General features: G+C 65.1%; 17 protein-coding genes. 7 read left to right on the forward strand and 10 right to left on the reverse strand.

The annotated features are described in order from the left end of the window. Positions 1-1,028: S-methyl-5-thioribose-1-phosphate isomerase (gene mtnA, locus QSV36_RS21735; protein WP_289134350.1), on the reverse strand; the 1,028-nt coding region annotated here is incomplete at its 3' end. A gap of 110 nt (positions 1,029-1,138) precedes the next feature. Between mtnA and ubiG the strand changes: the two genes are divergently transcribed. The 3 genes from ubiG (at position 1,139) to QSV36_RS21750 (ending at position 3,393) form a co-directional block, all read left to right on the forward strand. Beyond that, the gene (gene ubiG / locus QSV36_RS21740) at positions 1,139-1,837 is read left to right on the forward strand and encodes a bifunctional 2-polyprenyl-6-hydroxyphenol methylase/3-demethylubiquinol 3-O-methyltransferase UbiG (RefSeq protein WP_025338098.1); all 699 of its coding nucleotides are present in this window, start codon (positions 1,139-1,141) and stop codon (positions 1,835-1,837) included. A 2-nt stretch (positions 1,838-1,839) separates the two neighbouring features. After that, entirely contained in the window at positions 1,840-2,511 is a 672-nt protein-coding gene (gene mupP / locus QSV36_RS21745; RefSeq protein ID WP_186678108.1) for an N-acetylmuramic acid 6-phosphate phosphatase MupP, read from the forward strand. Between the two features lie 141 nt (positions 2,512-2,652). After that, positions 2,653-3,393: a YciK family oxidoreductase gene (locus tag QSV36_RS21750; protein ID WP_289134354.1), complete on the forward strand. Its 741-nt coding sequence runs from the start codon at positions 2,653-2,655 to the stop codon at positions 3,391-3,393. Between the two features lie 114 nt (positions 3,394-3,507). Here QSV36_RS21750 and QSV36_RS21755 read toward each other — a convergent pair whose 3' ends face one another. From QSV36_RS21755 to QSV36_RS21785, 7 genes are all read right to left on the reverse strand, one after another. Beyond that, positions 3,508-4,293, reverse strand: a complete 786-nt coding sequence (locus tag QSV36_RS21755) for an iron-containing redox enzyme family protein (protein ID WP_289134356.1) — start codon at positions 4,291-4,293, stop codon at positions 3,508-3,510. Between the two features lie 30 nt (positions 4,294-4,323). Further along, entirely contained in the window at positions 4,324-6,780 is a 2,457-nt protein-coding gene (locus QSV36_RS21760) for an EAL domain-containing protein (RefSeq protein ID WP_289134357.1), read from the reverse strand. Between the two features lie 118 nt (positions 6,781-6,898). Further along, positions 6,899-8,731, reverse strand: coding sequence for an ABC transporter ATP-binding protein (locus QSV36_RS21765; RefSeq protein WP_289134359.1), 1,833 nt, complete (start codon positions 8,729-8,731; stop codon positions 6,899-6,901). Further along, positions 8,724-9,356: a DsbA family protein gene (locus QSV36_RS21770; protein WP_289134361.1), complete on the reverse strand. Its 633-nt coding sequence runs from the start codon at positions 9,354-9,356 to the stop codon at positions 8,724-8,726. Before QSV36_RS21770 ends, QSV36_RS21765 begins: the two co-directional genes overlap by 8 nt. A gap of 3 nt (positions 9,357-9,359) precedes the next feature. After that, entirely contained in the window at positions 9,360-10,292 is a 933-nt protein-coding gene (trhO, locus tag QSV36_RS21775) for an oxygen-dependent tRNA uridine(34) hydroxylase TrhO (protein ID WP_225776762.1), read from the reverse strand. Between the two features lie 228 nt (positions 10,293-10,520). Further along, on the reverse strand, positions 10,521-10,817 hold the full coding sequence (locus QSV36_RS21780) for a BolA family protein (RefSeq protein WP_225776761.1): 297 nt from the start codon (positions 10,815-10,817) through the stop codon (positions 10,521-10,523). Positions 10,818-10,827: 10 nt separating this feature from the next. Further along, positions 10,828-11,352, reverse strand: a complete 525-nt coding sequence (locus tag QSV36_RS21785) for a DUF2059 domain-containing protein (RefSeq protein WP_225776760.1) — start codon at positions 11,350-11,352, stop codon at positions 10,828-10,830. A gap of 155 nt (positions 11,353-11,507) precedes the next feature. Here QSV36_RS21785 and QSV36_RS21790 point away from each other — a divergent pair, with 155 nt between their 5' ends. Next, positions 11,508-12,902: a class II fumarate hydratase gene (locus QSV36_RS21790; RefSeq protein WP_289134364.1), complete on the forward strand. Its 1,395-nt coding sequence runs from the start codon at positions 11,508-11,510 to the stop codon at positions 12,900-12,902. A 64-nt stretch (positions 12,903-12,966) separates the two neighbouring features. On the opposite strand, the gene QSV36_RS21795 is transcribed toward QSV36_RS21790, so the two are convergent. Further along, entirely contained in the window at positions 12,967-13,932 is a 966-nt protein-coding gene (locus QSV36_RS21795; RefSeq protein ID WP_289134366.1) for a DMT family transporter, read from the reverse strand. Positions 13,933-14,124: 192 nt separating this feature from the next. Continuing rightward, the gene (pap, locus tag QSV36_RS21800; RefSeq protein ID WP_289134368.1) at positions 14,125-15,618 is read right to left on the reverse strand and encodes a polyphosphate:AMP phosphotransferase; all 1,494 of its coding nucleotides are present in this window, start codon (positions 15,616-15,618) and stop codon (positions 14,125-14,127) included. A gap of 127 nt (positions 15,619-15,745) precedes the next feature. Between pap and mnmC the strand changes: the two genes are divergently transcribed. From mnmC to ngg, 3 genes are all read left to right on the forward strand, one after another. Continuing rightward, positions 15,746-17,710, forward strand: a complete 1,965-nt coding sequence (gene mnmC / locus QSV36_RS21805) for a bifunctional tRNA (5-methylaminomethyl-2-thiouridine)(34)-methyltransferase MnmC2/FAD-dependent 5-carboxymethylaminomethyl-2-thiouridine(34) oxidoreductase MnmC1 (protein ID WP_289134369.1) — start codon at positions 15,746-15,748, stop codon at positions 17,708-17,710. Positions 17,711-17,877: 167 nt separating this feature from the next. After that, entirely contained in the window at positions 17,878-19,665 is a 1,788-nt protein-coding gene (locus QSV36_RS21810) for an N-acetylglutaminylglutamine amidotransferase (protein ID WP_289134371.1), read from the forward strand. Between the two features lie 3 nt (positions 19,666-19,668). Beyond that, complete coding sequence (gene ngg / locus QSV36_RS21815; protein WP_289134373.1) at positions 19,669-21,414, forward strand: N-acetylglutaminylglutamine synthetase; 1,746 nt, start codon at positions 19,669-19,671, stop codon at positions 21,412-21,414. Positions 21,415-21,435 lie beyond the last annotated feature (21 nt).

Consider the following 21,435-nt stretch of genomic DNA (forward strand, 5'->3'; position numbering starts at 1 on the left):
GGCCGCTCGACAATGCCTCGTTCGGTCACAATCACGTCGATCAGGTCCGCAGGGGTCACATCGAACACCGGGTTGAACACCTCGACATCCGGCGCGACCCGGGTGCCGCCAATGTCCAGCAGCTCGTCGGCCGCGCGCTCTTCCAGGGGGATGTCTTCGCCTGTGGCCAGGTTGAAGTCGATGCTGGTGCTCGGCGCCACCACCATGAAGCGCACCCCGTGGTGCATGGCACTGACCGCCAGCTGGTAGGTGCCGATCTTGCCGGCCATGTCGCCATTGGCGGCCACGCAGTCAGCGCCCACCACCACCCAGGTGATGCCCTTGGTCTTCATCAGGTGGGCCAGCGCCGAGTCGGCGCACAGGGTCACCGGGATGCCTTCGTTGGCCAGCTCCCAGGCCGTCAGGCGCGAGCCCTGCAGCCAGGGACGGGTCTCGCCGGCATATACCCGCTCGACCATGCCCTCCAGGTAACCGGCACGGATCACCCCCAGCGCGGTGCCGAAGCCGCCGCTGGCCAGCGCGCCGGCATTACCGTAGGTAAGCAGGGTCTGGGCGTTGCCCTGGTGCCGGCGAACCAGCTCGATGCCATGCTGGGCCATGGTCAGGTTGGCTTCACGGTCGCTTTCATGGATGGCCAGTGCTTCAGCTTCCAGCGCTGCCAGCACATCTTCGTCCGGGCGCAGGCGCTGCAGGCGCTCGCGCATGCGGTTCAGCGCCCAGAACAGGTTGGCTGCGGTGGGGCGCGCCTCGGCCAGCAACAGGAAGTCCTCTTCCAGGTCCATTTCCCAGTCGCCGCCCTGGGCCAGGCGCTCTTCCACGGCCAACACCAGGCCGTAGGCCGCCACGATGCCGATGGCCGAGGCGCCGCGTACGGCCATGTCATGGATCGCTGCCGCCACCTGCGCGACATTGTCGCAGGCCAGCCAACGCTCTTCCGACGGCAGCAGGCGCTGGTCGAGCAGGTGCAAGACGCCGCCCTGCCAGCGGATCGCGGTCACCTTCTCCGCCGCCAAAAGTCGCTCGCGCATCGCCTCTCCCCGTCGTTCGGATATCAAAAGCCGGCGATTATAGCGACCCTCGGGGCCAAGCGCTCGGGTATACTCCGGCGCAATTTTGCGAAGTTTCAGAGGACTGTTCAATGAGCAACGTCGACCGCGCCGAAATCGCCAAGTTCGAAGCGCTGGCCCACCGCTGGTGGGACCGCGAAAGCGAGTTCAAGCCGCTGCATGAAATCAACCCGCTGCGCGTCAACTGGATCGACGAGCGCGCCAGCCTGGCCGGCAAGAAAGTGCTGGACGTGGGTTGCGGCGGCGGCATCCTCAGCGAGGCCATGGCCCTGCGTGGCGCCACCGTCACTGGCATCGACATGGGCGAGGCACCGCTGGCCGTGGCCCAGCTGCACCAGCTGGAGTCGGGCGTGCAGGTGGAATACCGGCAGATCACCGCCGAAGCCCTGGCCGAAGAAATGCCCGAACAGTTCGACGTGGTCACCTGCCTGGAAATGCTCGAGCACGTGCCCGACCCGTCCTCGGTCATCCGCGCCTGCTATCGCATGGTCAAGCCTGGCGGCCAGGTGTTCTTCTCAACCATCAACCGCAACCCCAAGGCGTACCTGCTGGCGATCGTCGGCGCCGAGTACATCCTGAAGATGCTGCCGCGCGGTACCCACGACTTCAAGAAGTTCATCCGCCCGTCCGAGCTGGGTGCCTGGAGCCGCGTTGCCGGGCTGCAGGTCAAGGACATCATCGGCCTGACCTACAACCCGCTGACCAAGCACTACAAGCTCAGCAGCGATGTGGACGTCAACTACATGATCCAGACCCTGCGCGAGGAATGAGCATGCGTTTGCAAGCGGTTCTCTTCGACATGGACGGCACCTTGCTCGACACGGCGCCGGACTTCATCGCCATCTGCCAGGCCATGCTCGCCGAGCGCGGCCTGCCGGCCATCGACGACCAGCGCATCCGTGACGTGATTTCCGGCGGCGCCCGCGCCATGGTTGCCACCACGTTCGCCATCAGCCCCGAGGCCGAAGGCTTCGAGGCCCTGCGCCTGGAGTTTCTCGAGCGCTACCAGCGCGACTGCGCGGTGCACAGCAAGCTGTTCGACGGCATGGCCGAGCTGCTCGCCGATATCGAGAAAGGCAACCTGCTGTGGGGGGTGGTCACCAACAAGCCGGTGCGCTTCGCCGAGCCGATCATGCAGCAGCTGGGCCTGGCCGAGCGTTCGGCACTGCTGATCTGCCCGGACCATGTGAAAAACAGCAAGCCCGACCCGGAGCCGCTGATCCTGGCCTGCAAGACCCTGAACCTGGACCCGGCCAGCGTCCTGTTCGTCGGCGACGACCTGCGCGACATCGAGTCCGGCCGCGATGCGGGCACCCGTACGGCGGCGGTGCGCTACGGCTATATTCATCCAGAGGACAACCCCAACAACTGGGGCGCCGACGTGGTGGTGGACCACCCGCTGGAGCTGCGCAAAGTGATCGACAGCGCGCTGTGCGGCTGCTGAGTAGCAACGGCTGACGCCAGACGCTGTGGAAGCGGGCAAGCCCGCGAGGCAGGCACTGCGGTGCATGGCACCGGCTTTGCCGGTGTTCGCGGGCGCGCCCGCTCCCACACGGTCTGGCGCGCCATAAAAAGGGAATACGCAATGTTCGACTACACCGCCCGCCCCGACCTGCTGCAAGGCCGGGTCATCCTGGTTACCGGCGCCGGCCGTGGCATCGGCGCCGCCGCTGCCAAGGCCTACGCCGCACTCGGCGCCACCGTGCTGCTGCTGGGCAAGACCGAGGCCAACCTCAACGAGGTCTACGACCAGATCGAAGCCGCCGGCCACCCGCAACCGGTGGTGATCCCGTTCAACCTGGAAACCGCCCTGCCCCACCAGTACGACGAACTGGCGGTGATGATCGAGGATCAGTTCGGCCGCCTCGACGGCCTGCTCAACAACGCCTCGATCATCGGCCCGCGGACGCCCCTGGAGCAGTTGTCGGGTGACAACTTCATGCGCGTAATGCACATCAACGTCAACGCCACGTTCATGCTTACCAGCACCTTGCTGCCGCTGCTCAAGCTGTCGGAAGACGCTTCGGTGGTATTCACCAGCAGCAGCGTCGGGCGCAAGGGCCGGGCCTACTGGGGCGCTTATGGCGTGTCGAAATTCGCCACCGAGGGCCTGATGCAGACGCTGGCCGACGAACTGGAAGGCGTGGCGCCGGTGCGCTCGAACAGCATCAACCCGGGCGCCACGCGCACGGCGATGCGCGCCCAGGCGTACCCCAGCGAGAATCCGCAGAACAACCCGCTGCCGGAAGCGATCATGCCGCTGTACCTGTACCTGATGGGGCCGGACAGCAAAGGCGTGAACGGGCAGGCGTTCGACGCCCAGTAAGGCACGGGGTTGCCGCGGCTGGCTGGCAGCCCATCGCGACACAAGGCCGGTCCTGCAGGGGTTCGCCCCCTGCAGGACCGGCCTTGCCGCAATGGCTGCGCAGCGGCCCGGGCCTTACCCCGCCACCAATGCCGGGCGCATGTGACCCTGCTGGCGGCCTTCCAACTGCATGCAACGTTCCAGGAACAGGTACATGCAGTCATAGCTTTTGCATATCGCCCTGCGCAATTCGGTGCGCAGCCCCAGGGTCGGGTTCTCGCCGGCCAGGGTGCAGATGATCTCCAGCGCCTCCCACGGGTGCGCGTCGTCATACTGGGCATGCATCTTCAGCCACTTCATCGCCCGCTTGCGTTCATCCTCCGCAAAGCCCAACGCATAGGTGTCGGTCGAACACACCACCGCCGACCACTCTCCGGTCGCGCCTTCGATGGCGTAATTGGTCGCCGCCATGGAGATCGCCAGGTTTTCGGTGCAACACACGCGCCAGCACCAGTCGTTCAGGCCGTTCAGCTCGGGCGGTACGTTCTGCGCCTGCAATTCATGCAGGTGCACGCCATGCGCCTGGGCCCAGCTGACCCAATAGTCGGCATGGTTGAGCTCGACGCGGATATTGCGCATCAACCAGCGCCGCGCCATATCCTCGCCCTGGTGCCGGCCATAACGGGTCTTGGTCAGGTTGTGCGCCATATACAGCGAGAACTGCTCCACCACCGGCCAGCCACCGATCAGGTACTGACGAATGGTCGATTGCTTCAACTGGCCATCACGCAACCGTGCGTAGAACTCGTGTTCTACCACCCTGCGCTTGCTTTCGCGACAATCCTCAATCAGTTGCTGGGCCCATTGGGGGTAGCTGGCAGGGTCCATCAGAGGGCCGATACGAACGAATGCATCAATCACTTTGAGCTCCTTGATCCTTGCGATCACTAGCTAACGAAACGTGCCAGGTGCCCGCTGCAACAGAGGCCGGGTGGCGATCCGTTGGCGCTGCAGACTGTCACAGGTGAACACCTGGGGGCGTTCAATCAGGTAGCCCTGGGCGTAATCAACGCCAATCTCCTGCAAGGCCTGCTCGATCAAGGGTGTTTCGACGAACTCGGCAATGGTGCGCTTGCCCATTACATGACCGATGTGATTGATGACCTCGACCATTGCCCGGTTGACCGGGTCGTCGAGCATGTCCTTGACGAAACTCCCGTCGATCTTCAGGTAATCCACGGGCAAATGCTTGAGGTAGGCGAACGATGACATGCCAGCGCAGAAGTCATCGAGCGAGAAGCGACAGCCCAGCCCCTTCAGTTCGTTGATGAAGCGGATGGCGCTGCCGAGGTTGGCAATCGCGCTGGTTTCGGTGATTTCGAAGCAGATCATCCGCGGCGGGATGGCATATTCGACGAACAGCCGCTGCAGGTATTCGAGGAACTTGTCGTCGCCGATGCTCGACCCCGACAGGTTGATCGCACAGATCGACAGCGGCCCTTCCCGCTCCTGGTCCAGGCACTGGCGGATGACCTGGAACACATTGCGCACTACCCAACGGTCCAGCGCGGTCATCAGGCCATAGCGTTCGGCCGCCGGGATGAAGCTGTTGGGCAGGATGGTGCGACCGCTTTCGTCGTGCAGGCGCAACAGGATCTCGATATGGCCCGGCCCTTCGAAGCTTTTCAGCGGGGCGATTTCCTGGGCGTACAGGCAGAAGCGGTTTTCTTCCAGTGCCACGTGCAAACGCTGAATCCAGGCCATTTCGCCAAAGCGCATGGACAGCTCGCTGTCGTCGGCGTGGTACACCTGCACGCGGTTGCGGCCCTTCTCCTTGGCCATGTAGCAGGCCATGTCGGCTGCGCGCAGCGAGGCCTCCAGGGTACCGGGGGCCTGGGCCATGTGCACCAGGCCGATACTGACAGTGGTGACGAACGGCCGCCCCTTCCATACGAAGTGCAGGCTCTGCACCAGCTGGCGCAACTGCTCGGCAATGCGTTCGGCCTGGTCGGGCGGGCAACTTTCCAGCAGCACGCCGAATTCGTCACCGCCCAGGCGGGCCAGGGTGTCGCCTTCACGCAAGCCGGACTGCAGCACGGCGCAGATGTGCCGCAGCAATTCATCGCCAGCGGCATGCCCACAGGTGTCGTTGACCAGCTTGAACTGGTCGAGGTCGAGGAACATCAGCGAATGCCGCCCGGCCTGGCGCGCCAGGTCATTGAGCGCCTGCTCCAGACGGTATTCGAACTCGCGGCGGTTGGCCAGCCCGGTCAGGGCGTCGTGGGTGGCCTGCCAGGACAGGTTGGCGATGTACTGGCGTTCCTGAGTCATGTCATGCAGCACCAGGACGATGCCGCTGACCTGGCCGTCATTGACGATGGGCGAACCGACCAGGTTGATCGACACGGTACTGCCGTCCAGGCGCTGGATCAGCCGGGCATGCTCGGCGCCGCCCTTGAGGCTGCCGCTGAGTACCTGCTCGACCAGGCTGCGGCCATCCTCTGCGGCCTGCTCGTCGACCAGACTGAACAATGCCGACAACGGCAGGCCCTGGGCCTGGGCCGCCTGCCAGTGGGTCAGTTGTTCGGCGGCAGGGTTCATGTAACCGATGCTGCCCTCCACATCAGCGGTGATCACCGCGTCGCCGATGGCCTGCAGAGTGATCTGCGCCCGCTCTTTTTCCACCTGCAGTGCACTGGCAAACGCCTCGCGCTGGGCCAGCAGCTTGCTGGAGCGGCGCCAGGCAATGGCAATCAGAAACAGTGCCGTCACCAGGTTGGTGATCAGCAGCACCCGCAACAGCATGCGCGAGCCTTCGCCCAGGGCATCGCTGAATGCCTTGGCAGCCGGGGTCACGCCTTCGTTGATGGTGACGATGCGCGCCTTCCATTCGCTGACCGTACGGGCGTCTACCGGGCCAGCGGCAAACTTGCTGCGCATTTCGACGGCAAGCAGGTCCAGCCTGGCCAGGTAGTCGTCGCCGATATTCCAGTAGTCGATCGCCGTCTGCATGTAGCTGAGGTTGCGAAAGTTGCGATAGAACCAGATGATCCGCTCGACATCGTCGGGGTGGTTGCCGCCTTGCAGCACGGCCTGGCGCGCGGCATCCAGGTCGGGAACGGGCTGGTCGAGCACTTCGCGCACGCGCTGGTCGCCCTGGGGCACGGCTATCGCCTGGCGGTAGCGCTGGTAGGTACTGTCGTCGCGGGTCTCGGCGTACAGGTCGAGGTAATAAATAGCGTCTTTCTGCGCCTTGGACCACAGGCTTTCACCCGCGACATAGGCGCGTACGGCCGATAGCGCATAGAAACTGACGCTGCCCAGGGCCACCTGGAAGACCACAACGGCGATGAAGGGCCAGGTGATGCCGAGCAGCTTTGGCGCTTCTAGAGTGCGATGTCCCTTCATGGAGTCCCTGTCACAGAGCAGATATGGCGCAGATCAACCCAGACAAGCACAGCGTAGGCCATATGCCATCGCTGTGGTTGGGTTTTTCATGACAGAAGATCGGCGAAATTGTCCAAGTTCAATTTTGTTGCAGGTGCCCATAAAGCTTGGCATACAACCCACCTTCTGCAATCAGCTGCTGGTGGTCTCCATCCTCTGCCACGTGCCCGCCATCGAACACCAGCACCCGGTCGGCCTGCTTCACTGCCGACAGACGGTGGGCGATGATCAGGGTGGTGCGGCCGCTGAGAAAACGCGCCAGGGCCTGGTGCAGGTTGTACTCGGTGGCGGCGTCCAGGGCCGAGGTCGCTTCGTCGAGGATCACCACCTTGGGCTCGGCCAGCACCATGCGGGCAATCGCCAGGCGCTGGCGCTGGCCACCGGACAAGCGCACGCCGGAGCGCCCCACCACGCTGTCCAGGCCCTGCGGCAAGGCGACGATGGTGGCATCCAGCTGGGCGATGCGCAGCGCCTGCCAGCAGGCCTCGTCGCTGCAGTCGCGGCCCATGGTCAGGTTGGCACGCACGCTGTCGTTGAACAGCGACGGGTGCTGCAGCACCACCGCGACGTTTTCGCGCAGGGTTTCCAAGCCGATTTCCTGCAGGCTGGCACCACCGAAGCGGATGGTCCCGGCCTGGGCGCTATAAAGGCCCAGCAACAATTGCACCAGGGTGCTCTTGCCACCGCCGCTGGCGCCGACGATCGCCACCTTCTCGCCCGGCGCAATGCACAGGTCGAGGTGTTCGAGGACTGGCTCTTCGGCATAGGCAAAGCGCAGGTCATGTACTTCGATACCGACCGTCTGGCGACCGGCGAACGGGTCGCTGGCGGCCGCGTACTGCGGCTCGTCGGCACGCGCCAGCAGCTCGTTGAGACGGCTCAGCGCACCGCCGGCGGCGTAGTACGCATATTGCAGGTTGAGCAGTTGCTCCACCGGGCCGATCATGAACCACAGGTAGCTGAACACCGCCAGCATCTGGCCGATCGAGAGGTCGGAAAACAGCACGGTGAGCATCGCCGCGGCGCGGAAGATATCGATACCGAACTGGAACAGCAGGCCACTGGCGCGGCCACTGGCGTCGCTTTTCCATTGCGAGTCCACGGCATAGTCGCGCACTTCGCGGGCGCGCAGGCCAAGGCGCCCGAGGAAATAGCCCTGGCGGTTGCCGGCACGGATCTCCTGGATGGCATCGAGGGTTTCCGCCAACGCCTGGGTGAACCGTGCGGTGCTGTCGTTCTCGAGCTTTTTCAGGTGCTTGACGCGCTTGCCCAACTGCACGGTGAAGTAGATGACCAGCGGGTTGAACAGCAGGATCAACAAGGCCAGCTGCCAGTGCATCCAGATCAGGATGGCCGCGGTGCCGGTCAGGGTCAGCATGGCCACCAGGAAGCGGCTGAGGGTTTCGCCGACGAACTTGTCGAGGGTGTCCAGGTCGGTGACCAGGTGGGTGGTCACCGTGCCGCTGCCGAGGCTTTCGTATTCTTTCAGCGAAATGCGCTTCAGCCGCTCGATAAGGCGAATGCGCAGGCGGTAGACGATGTCCTTGGCCAAGCCGGCAAACAACCTGGCCTGGGTCACGTTGAACGCCAGGGCGGCCAGGCGCAGGCACAGGGTCAGCAGCAACATCAGACCAATGTAGCCGGCCGCCACCTGCCAGCTGGACGGCAGCAGGTGGTTCATCCACTTCAGCGCGGCATCGCCCTGGCCCAGCAGCACTTCGTCCACCAGCAGCGGCAGCAGCAACGGGATGGGCACGCTGCAGCAGGCTGCCAGCACAGCGATGAGGTTGGCGGACCAGAGGTTCTTCTTGTGATGCAGGGCCAGGCGGCGGATTTCCGCCCAGCTCAGTCGATCGGCCGCAGTGTGAGGCTTGCCCGGCACCGGGTCGGGTGACCCAGGCACATCAAGCACAGGCGGCCTGCTGCAGCCAGCGGCCGAGGAAGGGTTGCAGGCGTTCCAGCGGCTGGTAGCCGTTGGTCAGCAGGGCCAGCTGGCCATTGCGTTCGGCCAGCAGGGTCGGGAAACCGGCAATGCCCAGGTCCTGGGCCCAACTGAAATCGGCTGCAGTGGCGGCGCGGGTGTCGGCACGGGTGAAGGCCTCGGCGAACATGGCACGGTCGAAGCCTGACTGTTCGGCCAGATCGACCAGATGCGGCGCAACGGTCACGTCCACGCCCTGCTCGTAGAACGAACGCTGGATCAACGCCAGCAGCGGCCAGACGCGCTCGGCGTCCAGCTCGCGGGCAGTGACCAGGGCCCGACAGGCCGGCTCGGTGTCATAGACGAAGCCGTCGGGCATGGCCCCTTCGAAGCGGAACGGCTGGCCGGTGGCTTCGGCCACCGCCTGCCAATGTTCGAGAATGTACTTGCGGGTGGCGCTGTCCAGGGCGCTACCACCGGTGCGCAAGCCGCCAGTGACCAGGCGGGTGGGCACGCCTGCTTCACGCGCCTGGGCGATCAGGGCCGCGGCCACGGGTGCGAAGCCCCAGCACCAGGAGCACATCGGGTCCATCACATAGATCAGGCGCGCGGACATGCATCAAGCCTCGGCTTTGTAGTTGTAACCGATCGGGTGCGGCAGGTTGCGGGCCTTCGCCAGCTCGATCTGCTTCTGCCGGTCGATGGCGCTACGCCGGGTCTTCTCGCTCAGGGTGTCCCAGCAATGCGGGCAGCTGACCCCTGGCGAATAGTGCTCGGACGCGCGCTCCTCTGCATTGATCGGGTGGCGGCAGGCGTGGCACTGGTCGTATTCGCCCTCGCTCAGGTCATGGCGCACCGTGACCCGGTTGTCAAAGACGAAGCAGTCGCCGTCCCAAAGGCTTTCTTCCTGAGGTACTTCCTCGAAGTATTTCAGGATGCCGCCCTTAAGATGATAGACCGCCTCGAAGCCTTCACCGAGCATGTAGCTGGAGGCTTTTTCGCAACGGATGCCACCGGTGCAGAACATGGCAACCTTCTTGTGCTTGCTGGGGTCGAAGTTGGCCTTGATGTAGTCGGGAAACTCACGGAAGGTCTCGGTCTTCGGGTCGATGGCGCCCTTGAAGGTGCCGATGGCCACTTCGTAATCGTTGCGGGTGTCGATCAGCAGCACTTCCGGGTCGCTGATCAGCGCGTTCCAGTCCTTGGGCTCGACGTAGGTGCCGACTGCCTTGTTGGGATCCACGCCGGGTACGCCGAGGGTGACGATCTCTTTCTTGAGCTTGACCTTGGTACGGTAGAACGGCTGTTCGTCGCAGTACGATTCCTTGTGGTCGACATCGGCCAGGCGCGGGTCGTTGCGCAGCCAGGCCAGCAGGCCGTCGATGCCTTCGCGGGTGGCCGAGACAGTGCCGTTGATACCCTCGTGGGCCAGCAGCAGGGTGCCTTTGACGTTGTTGTCGAGCATGGTCTTGAGCAGCGGCTCCCGCAGCTCGACGTAGTCTTCCAGGGTGACGAACTTGTACAACGCCGCGACGACGATGGGTTGGGACATGAAGCGCAATCTCCAGGTGGTTGCCCTCGTAAGGGGCGGACCGGGTTTGACAGTGTGACAAAAAAGCAGGGGCCGCTTTGCGCGCCATTCGCGGCACAAGGCCGCTCCTACAGGGCAATGCACCAGCCGACGGGCTGCGCTATCCCTGTAGGAGCGGCCTTGTGCCGCGAATGGGCCGCAAAGCGGCCCCCGGAGTACTGCAGATTCTACCAGAACAACAGCAAGGTTTCAGTGCCCGCCGCCCGCGCACACCGGCGAGGCCGGTGCCACGCCGACCTTGGCCCATTCCTCGGCTGTGTAGGTATGGATGGCCAGGGCATGGATCTCGCCCATCAGTTCAGCCATGGTGGCGTAGACCTTCTGGTGGCGCTTGACGCTGTTCAACCCGGCAAACTGCTCGCTGACGATCACTGCCTTGTAGTGGGTCTCCTGACCACGACTGTGCATGTGGCTTTCGTTGAGCACTTGCAGGTGTTGCGGCGCCAGGGCGGCCAGCTGCTGTTCGATGCGCTGCTGCATGGTCATCGCGGCGTGCTCACTTCTTCGCCGGGGCGGCGGCCTTGCCGGCGTTCGGGTCCAGTTCCTTGGTCATGTCGTCGAGCAGCTTGTTCACCACCGGCACCGCAGGCTCCAGGCTCTGCTGGGTCAGCTGGGCCGACTGCTGGGTGACCTTGGGCATTTCACGCAGCACTTTCTTGCCCAGCGGCGATTCGTAGAACTTGACCAGGTCCTTCAGCTCCTGCTCGGTGAAGGTCTGGGTGTACAGGTCGACCATCTTCGGCTTCAGCTTGTTCCAGCCGATGGCGTTGTCCAGCGCCGCGTTGGCCTTGGCCTGGTAGCTTTCCAGCACCGACTGCTTGGTGGCCGGGGCCTTGGTCTGGGCGAAACGCTGGGCGAACATCTGCTGGACCTGCATGTACACCGGGGTGCCCAGCTTGTCGGCGTTGGCCAGGGTCAGGAATTTCTCGGCAGCAGCATTGTGGCTGGCGGTGGCAGCGAGTACCTGGCCGCTGGCGCAAGCCAGGGCAACGGCGGCACAAAGGACACGGAGACGGGTCATTGCATTTCCTTCAGAAGAGACAGAGGCAGGTACCTCAGGGTAGAGCATTCTGCGCCGTGGTGGCGATGTGCTCAAGTGGCACGACGAGCGACGGAACCGCTCGGTCGAATCAGGGCCTAAACTGCGATTTCGAACTACACAGGAGTGCGTACAGAATGAGCCGTATCGAGACAGACAGCCTGGGCCCGGTCGAAGTTCCTGAGGACGCCTACTGGGGTGCGCAGACCCAGCGTTCGCTGATCAACTTCGCCATCGGCAAGGAACGCATGCCCATCGCGGTGCTGCACGCCCTGGCGCTGATCAAGAAGGCCGCCGCACGCGTCAACGACCGCAATGGCGACTTGCCGGCCGATATCGCCCGGCTGATCGAACAGGCTGCCGACGAGGTGCTGGCTGGCCAGCACGACGACCAATTCCCGCTGGTGGTGTGGCAGACCGGCAGCGGCACCCAGAGCAACATGAACGTCAACGAGGTGATCGCCGGGCGCGCCAACGAACTGGCCGGCAAGGGCCGTGGCGGCAAGGCGCCGGTGCACCCCAACGACCACGTCAACCGTTCGCAGAGCTCCAACGACTGCTTTCCCACCGCCATGCACATCGCTGCAGCCCAGGCGGTACATGACAAGCTGCTGCCAGCCATCGCCGAGCTGTCCTCGGGGCTGGCCGAGCTGTCGGCGCGTCACCACCAACTGGTGAAGACCGGCCGCACGCACATGATGGACGCCACGCCGATCACCTTCGGCCAGGAAGTGTCCGCGTTCGTCGCCCAGCTCGACTACGCCCAGCGCGCCATCCGCGCCAGCTTGCCGGCAGTCTGTGAACTGGCCCAGGGCGGCACTGCCGTGGGTACCGGGCTGAATGCTCCGCATGGGTTCGCCGAAGCCATCGCGGCCGAGCTGGCGGCGCTGTCGGGCCTGCCGTTCGTCACCGCACCGAACAAGTTCGCCGCCCTGGCCGGGCATGAGCCGCTGACCAGCCTGGCCGGCGCCCTGAAGACCCTGGCAGTGGCGCTGATGAAGATTGCCAACGACCTGCGCCTGCTGGGTTCCGGCCCACGTGCCGGGTTGGCTGAGGTACGCCTGCCGGCCAACGAACCCGGCAGCTCGATCATGCCGGGCAAGGTCAACCCGACCCAGTGCGAGGCACTGTCGATGCTTGCCTGCCAGGTGCTGGGCAACGACGCGGCGATCGGCTTTGCCGCCAGCCAGGGCCATTTGCAGCTGAACGTGTTCAAGCCGGTGATCATCCACAACCTGTTGCAGTCGATCGAACTGCTGGCCGATGGTTGCCGTAACTTCCAGAAGCACTGCGTGGCAGGTATCGAGCCGGATGCCGAGCAGATGGCGGCACACCTGGAGCGCGGGTTGATGCTGGTAACGGCGCTGAACCCGCATATCGGCTATGACAAGGCTGCGGAAATTGCCAAGAAGGCTTACGGCGAGGGCAAGACCTTGCGCGAGGCGGCACTGGAGTTGAAGTATCTGACCAATGAGCAGTTCGACCAGTGGGTGCGGCCGGAGAACATGCTGGCCCCAGGAGGAAAAGGCTGACATCCGGACAGCGCGCCCCTTGCACGAGCGGCCTTGCGCAGCCCATCGCGACGCAAGGCCGCGCCTACACCGAGCGCGCGACTTTGCGGAATTTCCGCGCCCGCCAGCTCGCCACCAGCGATGGCCCAAGCGCCACCAGCGCCGACCCCAGCACCACCGTGACCGCCCCGACATAACCCAGGGCGTTGATATCCTCCGCATGTACGTAGCCAGGCCACAGCAAGGCCGCCAAGGCCACCGCGACAAAGGTGACCAGCGGCGTCAGCGCCAGCGTGGCACTCACCCGCGACGCCTCCCAGTGCGCCAGCGCCTCGGCGAATGCGCCATAGGCCACCAGGGTATTCAGGCAGCAGGCCAGCAACAGCCAGCCCTGCACCGGGCTCAGCTGCAACGCCTGCAGTGGGTGTACCCATGGCGTGAGTAATGCGGCGCAACCAAGGTAGATCACCATCATGACCTGCTGCGAATTCCACACGGTCAGCAACTGTTTCTGGCTCAGCGCGTAGAACACCCAGATCGTGGTGGCCAGCAGGATGGTCAGCACGCCTGTGGTATAGGTACCCAGCGAAGTCAGCAGCTCTTCAAGGCGCTGGTTGAAGAACAGAGCAAACCCCGCCAGCAGGATCAGCAAGCCCATGCCCTGCCCCAGGCTGAAACGTTCGCGGAACACGAACACGCTGGCCACCAGCAACAGCACCGGGCCGAGCTGCACCACCAGTTGCGCGGTGCCCGGGCTCAGCAGGTTCAGGCCGATCAGGTACAGCACATAGTTGCCCATCAGGCCGAGCACGGCGACCAGCACCAGCCCCTTGCGCCTGGGCGTCAGTTTGCCAATGGACGGCAGGCGGCGCTGGGCCGTCAGCCAGGCGAACAGCAGCCCACCGGAAACCAGCAGGCGGTACCAGGTGACCGTGACCGGGTCGACCACCTGCAGCACCTGCTTGAGCTTGATCGGCAGGATGCCCCAGAGCAACGCCGTCAGAAGTGCCAGGAACAGGCCATAGCCCCAGCGGCCGGAAGTGGTGTGCATAAAGTCCTCGATCAAGCCCGTGGTGGGGGTGATTGAATTCTAAAGGCTTGGAGGGCTGGGGCGGGCGTGAGTGCCGAGAAAAGAATTCATCAGGTCATTCTTTTGTGGCATGGCTGGGAAGGCGTGGTACCGGCCCTGGCCTGTTCGCGGGCGTGTCCGCGAAAGGGCCAGAACCGGCAGCAACAATTTCGCTTATTTCTTGTCCTTGGCAAACGCCGCCTCAAGTGCCTGGTTGAGGGTGCGCAGCACTTTCACCCGCGCCCAGCGCTTGTCGTTGGCCTCCACCAACGTCCACGGCGCGATCTCGGTGCTGGTCCGGTCGACCATGTCACCCACCGCCTGCACATAGTCGTCCCACTTTTCGCGGTTGCGCCAGTCGTCCTCGGTGATCTTGTAGCGTTTGAACGGGATCTGTTCACGCTCTTCGAAGCGCGCCAGCTGCGTCTGCTGGTCGATCGCCAGCCAGAACTTGACCACCACCACGCCGGCGTTGACCAGCTGTTCCTCGAAATCGTTGATCTCGCTGTAGGCGCGCATCCAGTCGGCCGGGCTGCAGAAGCCTTCCACCCGTTCCACCAGTACCCGGCCATACCAGGAACGGTCGAAGATGGTGAACTTGCCACGCGCCGGAATATGCCGCCAGAACCGCCACAAGTAAGGCTGTGCGCGCTCTTCTTCAGTGGGCGCGGCAATTGGCACGATGCGGTACTGGCGTGGGTCCAGCGCCGCCGCCACGCGGCGAATGGCACCGCCCTTGCCAGCAGCATCGTTGCCTTCGAACACCGCCACCAGGGCATGCCGGCGCATGCGCTTGTCGCGCAGCAGGCCAGCCAGGCGCGCCTGCTCGGTGACCAGTTGCTCCTGATAGTCGGCCTTGTCCAGGCGCAGGGTCATGTCCAGCGCGCCGAGCAGGCTGCGCTGGTCGAGGCTGCGGCCCAGCGGGGCAACGTTGCCACGGTGCTTGGCCTTGGGGTCGTTGGCCAGGGCCGCCTGCAGGCTTTCCAGGAGAATGCGCCCCACCGCCAGGCTGCGGTAGTTGGGGTCGACGCCTTCGATGATATGCCAGGGTGCATAATCGCGGCTGGTGCGGCGTAGCACGCGCTCGCCGAAGCGCACGAAGCGGTCGTAGGTTTCTGACTGCTGCCAGTCCAGCGGGCTGATGCGCCAGCTGTGCAAGGGGTCGTCCTTCAGTGCCTTGAGGCGGGCCTTCATCTGTTTCTTGGACAGGTGGAACCAGAACTTGATGATCAGCGCCCCCTCGTCGCAGAGCATTTCCTCGAGCCGCTCGGCGCCGGTGATGGCCTGGTCCAGCACCGCGTCCTTGAACAGGCCATGCACCCGCCCCTGGAGCATCTGGCTGTACCAGTTGCCGAAGAACACGCCCATCCGCCCCTTCGGCGGCAGCGCCCGCCAGTAGCGCCAGGCCGGAGGCCGGGCCAGCTCCTCGTCGGTTTGCTGGTCGAAGGTGAGCACATCGATCAGCCGCGGGTCCATCCACTCGTTGAGCAGCTTGACTGTCTCGCCCTTGCCGGCGCCTTCGACCCCGTTGATCAGCACGATCACCGGGAAGCGCGCCTGCTGCTTGAGTTCGTACTGGGCTTCGAGCAGGGCCTCGCGCAAAGCGGGCACCTCGGCGTCATAAGCCTCCTTGTCGATGCTGTGGCCGATTTCGGCAGATTCGAACATGCATTGGCTCCTTCAATGGATAAGCAAGACTAGCGGATTTCATTTACGCCCGCGAAGCGCTCGGCACAGCCTGTGCAAACCGCCCGGATAGCTTAAAATCCGCCCATCCGCTGCAACCGAGCCAACCATGTCCACCCTTCTCCAGCACGCCCAGATCGACTGGGACGACCAGGGCCGCCCTCATTCGCGGCAATATGACGACGTCTACTTCGCGGTCAATGAAGGCATCGAGGAAACCCGTCATGTCTTCCTCGGGCAAACCCGCCTGGCAGAACGGTTCGCCGCCCTCGCCCCGCACGCCTGCCTGGTGATAGGTGAAACCGGTTTTGGCACCGGCATGAATTTCTACTGCGCCTGGCAGCTGTTCGAGCAACAGGCTGGCGCCGAGGCCCGCCTGCATTTCGTCAGCGTCGAGAAGTACCCGCTCGGCCGTGACGACCTGGCCCGGGCCGTGCGCCTGTGGCCAGAGCTGGCGGCCTACAGCGAACCGCTGCTGGCGCAGTACGTGGCGCTGCACCCAGGTTACCAACAGTTCACCTTCGCCAATGGGCGGGTCACCCTCACCTTGTTGATTGGTGACGTGCTGGAACAGTTGCCGCAACTCGATGCGCAGGTCGACGTGTGGTTCCTCGACGGCTTCGCCCCGGCCAAGAACCCCGACATGTGGACGCCGGCGCTGTTCGCACAGCTGGCGCGACTGTCGCACCCCGGCACCGTGCTGGGCACGTTCACCACCACCGGCTGGGTGCGCCGCAGCCTGGTCGACGCCGGCTTTGCGATGAAGAAGGTGCCGGGCATCGGCAAGAAGTGGGAGGTGATGAACGGCGCCTATGTCGGCACTGCACCCAGCGCCAGCCCGCCCTGGTATGCCCGCCCGGAGGCCGTAGCGGGGCCACGCCAGGCGCTGGTCATCGGTGCCGGGCTGGCCGGCAGTTGCAGCGCCGCCAGCCTGGCCCGGCGCGGCTGGCAGGTGACCGTGCTGGAACGTCACGACGGGCCGGCACGGGAAGCGTCAGGCAACCCGCAAGGGGTGCTCTACCTCAAGCTGTCTGCCCATGGCACCGCACTGTCGCAGATGATCCTGTCCGGTTTCGGCTACACCCGACGCCAGCTGGAGCGCCTGCAGCGAGGCCGCGACTGGGATGCCTGTGGCGTGCTGCAACTGGCCTTCGACAGCAAGGAAGCCGAGCGCCAGGGCAAACTGGCGGCGGCTTTCGCCCCTGACCTTTTACGCCCACTCCAGCGTGAAGAAGCCGAAGCCATGGCCGGTGTGGCGTTGCCGGCCGGTGGGCTGTTCTATCCCGAGGGTGGCTGGGTCCACCCGCCGGCGCTGTGTCAGCAGCAGTTGCAGCACCCTGGCATCCGCCTGCTGACACACCAGACGGTGCTCGACCTGCGCAGGGTCGGTGAGCAATGGCAAGCCTGGGCTGGCGAACGGCTGCTGGCCTGCGCCCCCGTGGTGGTGCTGGCCGGGGCCGCCGAAGTACGGCGCTTCGAGCCGTGCGCACAGCTGCCGCTCAAGCGCATCCGCGGGCAGATCACCCGCCTGCCGGCCACCGCCGGGAGCCGCGCGCTGCGCACCGTGGTGTGTGCGGAGGGCTATGTGGCGCCACCGCGCGACGATGAACACACCCTGGGCGCGAGCTTCGACTTCCATAGCGAAGACCTGGCGCCGACGGTGGCCGAGCACCAAGGCAACCTGGCGTTGCTGGATGAAATTTCCCCCGACCTGGCCCGGCGCCTGGGCACCGCCGGACTGGACCCGGCACAGTTGCACGGGCGCGCGGCGTTCCGCTGCACCAGCCCCGACTACCTGCCGATCGTCGGCCCGATGGCCGATACCCTGGCGTTCAGCGAAGCCTATGCGGTGCTCGGCCGCGATGCGCGGCAGGTGCCAGAGGTGCCCTGCCCGTGGCTGGGTGGCCTGTATGTGAACAGCGGGCATGGCTCGCGGGGCTTGATCACCGCACCGCTGAGTGGCGAGCTGGTGGCCGCCTGGGTATGCGGCGAGCCGCTGCCGTTGCCGCGGGCAGTGGCGGAGGCTTGTCATCCGAACCGGTTTGCCTTGCGCAGGTTGATTCGCGGCAAATGAGCGGACCGGGGCTGCTGCGCAGCCCATCGCCGGCGAGCCAGCGCTCACAAAGGAAACGGTGGTATATAACAGATCGATCTAAAACTCTCACAAACCGCACAGGTCAGTTCCTTCAAGTGCCCTAATCCGGGGCACTCCCTCCCCAACGGAAAAACCGGTAAGGACCTATGTGCGGATTAGCAGGAGAGTTGCGTTTCACCCCCATCGACCAAGCCCCTCGCCCGGCCGACCTGGCTGCGGTAGAGCGCATTACCCATCACTTGGCGCCGCGCGGCCCGGACGCCTGGGGCTTCCATAGCCAGGGCCCGATTGCCCTGGGTCACCGGCGCCTGAAAATCATGGACCTGTCCGACGGCTCGGCGCAGCCGATGGTCGACAACACCCTGGGCCTGTCGCTGGCGTTCAACGGCGCCATCTACAACTTCCCCGAACTGCGCCAGGAGCTGCAGGCGCTGGGCTACACCTTCTGGTCCGACGGCGACACCGAGGTGCTGCTCAAGGGCTACCACGCCTGGGGCGCCGCCTTGCTGCCAAAGCTCAACGGCATGTTCGCCCTGGCCATCTGGGAGCGCGACAACCAGCGCTTGTTCCTCGCCCGCGACCGCCTGGGTGTCAAACCCTTGTACCTGTCGCGCAATGGCGAGCGCCTGCGTTTCGCCTCGACCCTGCCAGCACTGCTCAAGGGCGGTGACATCGACCCGGTGCTCGACCCGGTGGCACTCAACCACTACCTGAACTTCCACGCGGTGGTACCGGCACCACGCACCCTGCTGGCCAACGTGCAGAAGCTCGAGCCTGGCACCTGGATGCGCGTCGACCGCCATGGCGAAGTGGAACGCCAGACTTGGTGGCAGCTGCACTACGGCGCCACGCCAGACGAGCGCGAGCTGGACCTCGAAGGCTGGACCACCCGCGTGCTCGATGCCACGCGCGAGGCCGTGGCCATTCGCCAACGTGCCGCCGTGGATGTGGGCGTGCTGCTCTCCGGCGGGGTCGACTCCAGCTTGCTGGTCGGCCTGCTGCGCGAAGCAGGCGTGGACGACCTGTCGACCTTCTCCATCGGTTTCGAGGACGCTGGCGGCGAACGCGGCGACGAGTTCCAGTACTCCGACCTGATCGCCCGGCACTACGGTACCCGCCACCACCAATTGCGCATTGCCGAACACGAAATCATCGAGCAACTGCCGGCGGCGTTCCGCGCCATGAGCGAACCGATGGTCAGCCACGACTGCATCGCCTTCTACCTGCTGTCGCGGGAGGTGGCGAAACATTGCAAGGGCGTGCAAAGCGGCCAGGGCGCCGACGAACTGTTCGCCGGCTACCACTGGTACCCGCAGGTGGACGGCGCCGAGGACGCCTTCAGCGCCTACCGTGCGGCCTTCTTCGACCGCAGCCACGCCGAATACCGCGACACCATGCAACCCTCCTGGCTGCTGGAAACCGATGCGGCGGGCGACTTCGTGCGCGAACACTTTGCCCGCCCCGGCGCCGCCGATGCGGTGGACAAGGCCCTGCGCCTGGACAGCACGGTGATGCTGGTGGAAGACCCGGTCAAACGGGTGGACAACATGACCATGGCCTGGGGCCTGGAGGCGCGCACGCCGTTCCTCGACTACCGCCTGGTGGAGCTGTCGGCGCGCATCCCCGCGCGCTTCAAGTTGCCCGAGGGTGGCAAGCAGGTACTCAAGCAGGCCGCCCGGCGGGTGATCCCGCATGAGGTGATCGACCGCAAGAAGGGCTACTTCCCGGTGCCAGGCCTGAAGCACCTGGAAGGCGCCACCCTTGGCTGGGTACGTGAACTGCTGACCGACCCCAGCCAGGACCGGGGGCTGTTCAACCCGGCCATGCTCGACCGCCTGCTGAGCAACCCGCACGGCCAATTGACCCCGCTGCGCGGCTCCAAGCTGTGGCAACTGGCGGCACTGAACCTGTGGCTGACCGAACAAGGACTCTGATCGATGAAAGCCCACGAAACTGCTTACGGCCAGCGCCTGCTGCGCGGCCAGGCGCCTTCCTACGAGCGCCTGCAGGCACGCCTGGCCGGCGATGGCAGCCAGCCCCACGACCAGCCGCGCGCCGTACATTGCGGCTGGGGCCGGCTGCTGATCGGCCACACCTACGCCGACCCGGCCCGGCTGGCCGAGGACCTGCTCGGCGAGTGCCGGGGCGAACGCGACATCGCGCTGTATGTGGCGGCGCCCCAGCAGGTGCTGGCCCATGCGCCACAGCAGCTGTTTCTCGACCCGTCCGACACCCTGCGCCTGTGGTTCACCGATTACCGCCCGGCGCAGCGGGTGTTCCGCGGCTTCCGCGTACGCCGGGCGCAGAATCCCGGCGACTGGCAGGCCATCAACACGTTGTACCAAGCGCGCGGCATGTTGCCGGTCGTCCCCGAGCTGCTCACCCCCCTTGACCAGGGTGGTCCCGTCTACTGGCTGGCCGAGGACGAAGACAGCGGCGCAGTCATCGGCAGCGTCATGGGCCTGAACCACGCCAAGGCATTCGACGACCCCGAGCACGGCAGCAGCCTGTGGTGCCTGGCGGTGGATCCGCACTGCACCCGCCCCGGCGTCGGCGAAGTGCTGGTACGCCACCTGATCGAGCATTTCATGAGCCGCGGCCTGGCTTACCTGGACCTGTCGGTGCTGCACGACAACCGCCAGGCCAAGCGCCTGTACCAGAAACTAGGGTTTCGCAACCTGCCGACTTTTGCGGTCAAGCGCAAGAACGGCATCAACGAGCAGTTGTTTCTCGGCCCTGGACCGCAGGCAGACCTCAACCCCTATGCCCGCATAATCGTCGACGAAGCGCTGCGCCGGGGTATCGAGGTGCAAGTAGACGACGCCGCTGCCGGGCTGTTCACCCTCAGCCTCGGCGGGCGCCGAATTCGCTGCCGGGAATCGCTGAGCGACCTGACCAGCGCCGTCACCATGACCCTGTGCCAGGACAAGCGCCTGACCCGGCAGGCCCTGCATAACGCCGGGCTCAAGGTGCCGGCACAGCAGCTGGCCGGCAACGCCGACGACAACCTGGCGTTTCTCGACGAGCACGCAGCAGTGGTGGTCAAACCGGTCGATGGCGAGCAGGGCCAAGGTGTCGCGGTCAACCTCACCACGATCGAGGACATCACCCGCGCCGTCGAGCATGCGCGCCAGTACGACAGCCGCGTATTGCTGGAAAGCTTCCATGCCGGGCATGACCTGCGCATCGTGGTCATCGGTTATGAAGTGGTGGCCGCCGCCATTCGCCACCCGGCGCAGGTGGTGGGTGACGGCAAGCACAGCATTCGCCAGCTGATCGAGGCGCAGAGCCGCCGCCGGCAGGCGGCTACTGGCGGCGAAAGCAAGATTCCGCTCGATGAAGAGACCGAACGCACCCTGGGCGCGGCGGGCCATTGCTACGACGATGTGCTGCCACCAGGGCAGCATTTGAACGTGCGGCGCACCGCCAACCTGCACACCGGCGGCACCCTGGAAGACGTGACCGAACGCCTGCACCCGACGCTGGCCGAGGCCGCCGTCCGGGCAGCGCGGACGCTGGAGATCCCGGTGGTGGGGCTGGATTTCATGGTGCGCGATGCCGGGCAGCCGGAGTACGTGATCATCGAAGCCAACGAGCGGGCCGGGTTGGCCAACCACGAGCCGCAGCCGACCGCCGAGCGTTTCATCGACCTGCTGTTTCCGCATAGCCGGCCTTTGGCGTGAACCCGTGCCGGCCTCTTCGCG

It is taken from the genome of Pseudomonas sp. BCRC 81390 (assembly GCF_030341915.1).
In the GTDB taxonomy this organism is placed as follows: domain Bacteria; phylum Pseudomonadota; class Gammaproteobacteria; order Pseudomonadales; family Pseudomonadaceae; genus Aquipseudomonas.